We start from the raw sequence: 6256 nt of genomic DNA, 5'->3' as shown, positions 1-6256 counted from the left end.
CGGCCAGGCCCGCCCGCCGAGGCTGGCGGCACCGTCGATGCGCAACGTGCTGCCGCTGACAAAAGCGGCTGCCGGGCTGAGCAGGAAAACAATCGCCGCGCTGATTTCCGATTCGGTGCCGATGCGCTTGAGCGGCACGTGTTCGCACAGGGTCGGGATCACGGCCCGGAAGGCACCTTCGTAGGTGTCCATGCCGCTTGAGGCAACCCAGCCCGGCGCGACGGCGTTGACCCGCACGCCGGCATAGCCCCATTCAAACGCGGCGGTCTTGGTGAAGTTGTCCATGCCCGAGCGCGCCGCGCCCGAGTGACCCATGCCAGGCATGCCGCCCCACATGTCGGCGAGCATGTTGACGATGGCGCCGCCGTGCTTGCTCATCGACTGATTGAACACCTCACGGGCCATCAGAAAACCACCCACCAGGTTGGTGCGTAGTATGGTTTCAAACCCTTTCTGATTGATCGACGCTAGCGGCGAGGGGTACTGCCCGCCGGCATTGTTGACCAGCCCATGAATCGGCCCGTGTTTGCGGATCAGTTCGCTGACCAGTTGCGTGACGGCGTCTTCATCGCGGATATCGCAGACCTGCCAGCTGGCTTTACCGCCGTCTTCGGTGATTTCAGCGGCGACCTTTTTCAGTTTTTCGACATTACGCCCCACCAGCAGCACCTGCGCGCCGAGGGCTGCGAGCTCGTGGGCGGTACAACGGCCAATGCCGCTGCCGCCACCGGTGACGATGATGTTCTGGCCGGCGAACAGGTCGGGTTTGTAAATCGAGTCATAAGCCATGGCGACGGTCCTCTAGTTGACCTGATCAGCGATGCGCTGCGGCACCGGAATCTGGATCTCCAGCAGTTGTTGAGCGAACGCCTTGCCTTGCGGATCGATCCGCAGACTGGCCACGCCACCGCCGCCGAGTGCGTTTTCCAGAAGAAAATTAAAGCTCTGAGTGCCGGGTAAATACCAGCGTTCGACACGCCCGTGGATCGGGTCGAGGACATGGCTCATCCAGTCGACCATCACCTCAGGTGTCAGCGCTTCGGCGATCCACGGCAGGTAGTCGGGATGGCGGGCCATGACGCCGATGTTGCTGTGGTTGCCCTTGTCGCCTGAGCGCGCCACGGCGAGTTTGATCAGGGCTACGCTGGCGTCGGCGCGTTCTGTGGGTTGGGGTGGATCGAACGGTAGCGGCAAGTCATCCGGATCGAGTACATCGAGGGCGGGCAGGGCGCACGGGTGGAGCTCACCGGCGAGGTCGATTTGCAGGGTGCAGGCCGTTTTATCGATCAGGAATGAAAACAGCCGGATCAGCGGGTACACCGTCGGCCGCCCGCCGACGATTCCGGTCAAGCCCGGCGCCATGCCGGTGGCGGCCTGGGCGATTTCTCGGGAGAACAGAATCAAGGCCTGTTTGCTTGGGTGGCGCACGGCGAGTTTGATCACCACTTCGCGGCTGTCCTGGCGCTGGCCATGTGGGCCATAAGTGGCTTCGCTGCCCAGCAGTTCGATGTTCACTTCGCTGTAGGGCGCCCAGCCGCGCTGGCTGAAGATTTCCGAGGTCTTGTTGATGATCGCCTGGCTGACCCGTCGGGCCTTGGCCACGGCATCGATCCCGGCGATCAGGCAACTGGCGGTACAGCGGTAACCGTCCGGATATGTGGCGCTGACCTTGTAGTGATCGGTCGGCGGCAAGCCTTTTGCGCCATGCACCTGAACTGCGTTTTTGCCTTGTTGCACAAGTTTGACCTGACTGAAATCGCACACCACGTCGGGCAGCAAATAGGCCTGCGGGTCGCCGATTTCATAGAGCATCTGCTCGCCCACCGTCAGGGGCGTGACCAGACCGCCGGAACCATCGGGTTTGCTGACGATAAACTGGCCATCGGCGCCGACTTCAACGATCGGAAAACCGATGTGTTCGTAGTCGGGCACGTCGCACCAATCGGTGAAATTGCCGCCGGTGCATTGGGCGCCACATTCAATGAGGTGCCCGGCCAATGCAGCCTGGGCGAGTTTGTCGTAGTCGTGCCACGACCAGCCGAACTCATGCACCAGCGCGGCGCTGACCACGGCGCTGTCGACCACGCGCCCGGTAATCACAATGTCGGCACCCAGGCGCAGGGCTTCGACGATGCCCGGCGCGCCGAGGTAGGCGTTGGTCGATACGCACATCGGTGGCAGGGGCGCACCATTGAACATTTCATGCAGGCCAAGGCTGCTCAAGTGTTTGAACTGCGGTTGCAGATCGTCACCCGACAGCACGGCAATCTTCAGCGTCACCCCGGCCTTGTCGCAAGCCGCTTGCAGGGCCGCGGCGCAAGCCTGTGGATTGACGCCGCCGGCATTGCTGATGACGCGGATCTTCTGTTCCGCGAGCTGGTTGAGGAGGGGACTGAGGACTTCAATGAAGTCGCTGGCGTAGCCGGCTCCCGGATCTTTCATCCGCGCCCCGGCCATGATCGACATTGTGATTTCGGCCAGATAATCGAACACCAGATAGTCCAGCCGCCCGCCTTCCACCAGTTGCGCGGCGGCGGTCGAGGTGTCGCCCCAGAATGCGCTGGCGCAACCGATGCGGATTGTTTTGGGCGCAGCCAATTCCATAACCACCTCCGACAGAAGTGCTTCGAGACTACCAAGCAAGCGCTTGGTTTGTAAACGGCTGAAATATCTTCTGCCCAAGCGCTTGCTTGGTCGCCCCCGCCAGCTTAAATTGCCCGCGCAACCCCGCTGTTTTAGCGGGCAGCGGCGCAATTGATTGATCGACTGTAGGAGAGAACGGGTGGACGAGCAAAAAGCCCTGAGGGTGATGCGCGAATTGGTCGACAGCGGCCAATTGACCGACCCGGACAGCGCTCGTGGCAAACTGCTGCAAGTGGCCGCTCACCTGTTTCGCAACAAAGGTTATGAACGTACCACCGTGCGTGATCTGGCCAGTGCGGTGGGTATTCAATCAGGCAGTATTTTTCATCACTTCAAAAGCAAGGATGAGATCCTGCGGGCAGTGATGGAGGAAACCATTCGCTACAATACCGCATTGATGTGCGCAGCCCTGGCCGAGGCCGGCAGTGTGCGCGAGCGGGTGCTGGCGCTGATTCGCTGTGAATTGCAATCGATCATGGGCGGCAGCGGCGAGGCCATGGCGGTGCTGGTGTATGAGTGGCGTTCGCTGTCAGCAGAAGGCCAGGCGCAGGTTCTGGCGCTGCGTGATATTTATGAAGACATCTGGCTGCAGGTGCTGGGCGAGGCCAAGGACGCCGGTTTTATCCGTGGCGACGTGTTCATCACTCGCCGTTTCCTGACGGGCGCGTTGTCCTGGACCACCACCTGGTTTCGTGCAGATGGCAGCATGAGCCTTGATCAATTGGCCGATGAGGCGTTGATTCTGGTGCTTGAGGAACGGCAGTGAGCCGTCTATCTCGACAAGAAACTGGCTAAGTTGGCGAAACCGCCTAGCTTGAATGCATTGATGGATATTTTTTTCGGGGAGTAGGCTGTTTTGATGTCTTCGCCAATTCGGACAGCATCCCGGCTTTTGCTGGGGGTGCTTGCAGTGTGCTGCGTGTTGCCGTCTCAGGCTGCACAGTTGGTGCGGGTCGGTGCCGCGCATTTTCCACCCTATACCGTGCGCCCGGAGTCCGGTGCCGACACCGGTCTGTTGCCGCAACTGGTGGAAGCGCTGAATCAGTTGCAAACCGACTATCAGTTTGTGCTGGTGCCCACCTCCATTCCCCGGCGTTTCAATGACTTCAAGGAAGGCCGGGTCGATATGGCGATTTTCGAGAACCCGGACTGGGGCTGGAAGGACATTGCGCATACCCTCGTCGACATGGGCCTGGAAGATGCAGAAATCTTTGTCGCGCAGAAGCAACCCGGTCGCGATGAGAATTACTTCAAGGACCTGAAGGGCAAGCGTCTGGCGCTGTACAGCGGCTATCACTACGAGTTTGCCAGTTTCAATGCCGATCCCAAGTATCTGGCCGAGACCTACAAGGCCACGCTGACTTATTCCCACGACAGCAACCTGCTGATGGTGCTGCGTGGACGAGCGGACATTGCCTTGGTGACTCGCTCCTATCTGAGCGATTATCTGCTGCGTAACGAGAAAGTCGGCGAGCAATTGCTGGTGTCGCAACGCATCGATCAGGTCTATCACCATTACGCGCTGATTCGCCCGCAGGCGCCGATTACCGGTGAAGCGTTTGGAAAGTTGCTGCAAGGCCTGCGGAACAACGGCCAGATGCTGAAGATTTTCGACCCCTACAAAATTGCCCTGGTGCCGGTGGGCAAACCCTGATTCGTGCCCCTGATTAGTGCCATGAGACGCGCATTTGGCGACTGCGCTTAAATTTCCCTCCCCGGCTCACGTCACACGTTGAACTGTCGACGATTACCGTGAGCCCCACCCATGTCCAATCTGAATGACCTGACCACCCTGGCCTTGCCGTCAGGTAACTGTCTTGTAGCCGATGAAACCGCCAGCCGCCTGAGCCTCAGCCTGCAAGGGCAGCCGTTGATCGAACTGCGGCTGACCCGCGAGCCGGAGTTGCATCTGCGGCTGGAGGAGCGTTTCGGCCGTCCTGACGGTCAGGCATTCTGGGCGGCCTGTTATTGGCTGTTTGCCCGTGACGCGGCGTGTCAGCGTCTGACCTGGCACCTCGATGACGTGCCCGCCGAAGCCTTGCTCAGCGGATTGCTGATCGCGACCGAACTCACCGGCCAGTATCGCTGCGAACGCACGCTGTTCTGGCAATTGCCCCAGCCTTGGCTGGGGGAGTCGTGCGCTGGCAGCTATCCGCAGCAAATGGTCATCAGTAGCGGCAAGCGCCATCCATTGCGTGCGGTGAAACCCCGTGGTGAGGTGTATCGACGCTTCGATGCGCGGCTCGGTGCGTGGGTCTCCCTGCGCACGGTAGAAATCGAGCATGACCTGGCGCGTTTCAACCGCTGGCAGAACAGTCCGCGGGTGGCGAATTTCTGGCAGGAGGAGGGCGGTCTCGAGAAGCATCGCGAATACCTGAGCAAGCTCGAAGCCGACCCGCACACCTTGACGTTGATCGGTTGCTTCGATGATCAGCCGTTTGCCTATTTCGAAGCCTACTGGGCCAAGGAAGATCGCATTGCGCCGTTCTATGACGCCGCTGATTACGACCGTGGCATTCACATGCTGGTGGGCGAAGAACATCACCGCGGCCCGCACAAGGTGGCGAGCTGGCTCTCGGCGCTGGTGCATTACCTGTTTCTCGATGATCCACGCACTCAACGGGTGGTCGCCGAGCCTCGCGCCGACAACGCGAAGATGATCGGGCATATGCACAATCAGTGTTTCCACTGCGAAAAAGAGTTCGATTTCCCGCACAAGCGCGCGGCGCTGATGGTGTTGGGGCGTGAGCGGTTTTTTGATCGGTGTTCGTTGGCTTGATGCGTAAGGCTCAAGGTCTGTTGCGGTCTTGAGTCAGTCTTCGCGGGCAAGCCTCGCTCCTACAGTGTTGTGTCGTTCACAAATAATGTAATCGACACAATCCTGTAGGAGCGAGGCTTGCCCGCGAAGCTTTTAACGGCGCGCAAAGGTATCCGCACGATTGCCCGACACTTTGCGGCAATGCACCAGCGCATCACGAATCATGAAGTTCACCAGGGTTGGCGAGACCCCGAGTTCCTTGGCGATGTCTTTTTGCGGTACGCCGTGCAGGCGGTACATCTCGAAGGCGTAACGGGTACGGCTGGGCAGCTCCGTCAGCGCATCGGCAATGTTTTCCAAGGTCGAGAAATTCATGTGCGAGGTTTCCGGAGAAGCGCCCTGAATCACCACATTCAGACCTTCCTCTTCCGGGCCCGAATACTTCTGCTCCAGCGCCTGCTTGCGGTAATGGTCGATCGCCAGGTTACGCACGATCTGGAACAGATAACTGAGCTGCGCCTTGATTGACGACGTGATCTGCGGCGCCGATTGCAGCCGGAAGAACGCATCCTGCACCACGTCTTCGGCGCGTGATCGGCAACCGGTGATGCGGGCGGCAATCTTGACCAGAATCAGTCGGTTGTCGACGAAGGCCTGAAGTAGCGGTGAATCGCACCTGCTTGTGGATACTTGTTCCGTCATTGGAAATCACCTTGCTGCAAATGGGGTCGTGGGACGACAGGGGGATCGGAGTCGTCCTACACATCGAGCGACAAATTATTCTGAATGATAATGATTGTCAATTGAGAAAGAGAATTAATGCTCATGGAAAGAGCGGAGTGCGAACTGCGACAC

At 59.5% G+C, this 6256-nt stretch carries 6 protein-coding genes; 3 read left to right on the top strand and 3 right to left on the bottom strand.

Annotation, left to right across the window (positions count from 1 at the left end; translation table 11 throughout):
* The coding region (locus PMI18_RS27550) for an SDR family oxidoreductase (RefSeq protein ID WP_007894999.1) at positions 1-789 on the bottom strand (789 nt) is incomplete at its 3' end.
* A gap of 12 nt (positions 790-801) precedes the next feature.
* Positions 802-2604 (bottom strand): acyclic terpene utilization AtuA family protein, encoded by a 1803-nt coding sequence (locus PMI18_RS27555; protein WP_007894998.1) that lies wholly within the window; start codon positions 2602-2604, stop codon positions 802-804.
* 178 nt (positions 2605-2782) lie between these two features.
* Between PMI18_RS27555 and PMI18_RS27560 the strand changes: the two genes are divergently transcribed.
* The 3 genes from PMI18_RS27560 to PMI18_RS27570 all read left to right on the top strand — a co-directional run bounded on the left by PMI18_RS27560 (position 2783) and on the right by PMI18_RS27570 (position 5422).
* Entirely contained in the window at positions 2783-3409 is a 627-nt protein-coding gene (locus PMI18_RS27560; protein WP_007894997.1) for a TetR/AcrR family transcriptional regulator, read from the top strand.
* A gap of 93 nt (positions 3410-3502) precedes the next feature.
* Entirely contained in the window at positions 3503-4297 is a 795-nt protein-coding gene (locus PMI18_RS27565) for a substrate-binding periplasmic protein (protein ID WP_007894996.1), read from the top strand.
* Between the two features lie 111 nt (positions 4298-4408).
* A complete protein-coding gene (locus PMI18_RS27570) occupies positions 4409-5422 on the top strand; it encodes a GNAT family N-acetyltransferase (RefSeq protein ID WP_007894995.1) in 1014 nt (337 codons plus the stop codon).
* A 132-nt stretch (positions 5423-5554) separates the two neighbouring features.
* Here PMI18_RS27570 and PMI18_RS27575 read toward each other — a convergent pair whose 3' ends face one another.
* Entirely contained in the window at positions 5555-6103 is a 549-nt protein-coding gene (locus PMI18_RS27575; protein ID WP_007894994.1) for an RNA polymerase factor sigma-70, read from the bottom strand.
* Between the last annotated feature and the right edge of the window lie 153 nt (positions 6104-6256).

This window comes from Pseudomonas sp. GM102 (assembly GCF_000282555.1).
Classification (GTDB): Bacteria; Pseudomonadota; Gammaproteobacteria; order Pseudomonadales; family Pseudomonadaceae; genus Aquipseudomonas.
This window is presented reverse-complemented; position numbering and strand designations above follow the sequence as displayed.